Source organism: Arthrobacter sp. 05L417, from assembly GCF_056397865.1.
The window spans coordinates 1-439 of record NZ_JBFTOG010000123.1 but is presented as its reverse complement, the minus strand read 5'-3'; the positions used below and the strand labels follow the sequence as shown (position 1 = coordinate 439).

Sequence of the window (439 nt, the reverse complement as noted above, 5' to 3'; positions counted from 1 at the left end):
GAAAGGGCGTGCAACTCCTCTGCCAGCAGCGTGGTGGTGCTGCCCGCATCCAGAAACAGCGTTTGTCCGGGCTGCAGCAACTGCGCAGCGGCGCGGGCGATGGCGCGCTTCTCCCGGGTCTGGGTACTGCGGCGTTCCGTCAGCGGCGGTTCAGCCCGCGTTTCAATCGCCACCAGCCCGCCGTGAACGCGGCGCGCCAGACCCAGCGCTTCCAGCTCAATGATATCGCGGCGCGCGGTTTCGCGTGAGACCCCCAGCTCCCTGATAATGCGCTCGGTACTCACCTGGTTAAGCCGGGTCAGTAAGGCACGGATGCGATGAAGGCGCGTTTCCTGCAGCATAGAGGTTTCCTTTTAAAGCGCGAAGATCACGGATGATACGCCAGTGAAGCGAAAGATTCCGTCTGAATCAGGGAGCAAGCTTAGCGTGGCGATCTGCC

Annotated in this window: 1 protein-coding gene; it reads right to left on the bottom strand. The window is 62.4% G+C overall.

The features are described 5' to 3' along the window. Positions 1–341 (bottom strand): DeoR/GlpR family DNA-binding transcription regulator (locus AC1DJW_RS26595; RefSeq protein ID WP_476902973.1); only part of this gene is annotated, 341 nt, incomplete at its 3' end. Between the last annotated feature and the right edge of the window lie 98 nt (positions 342–439).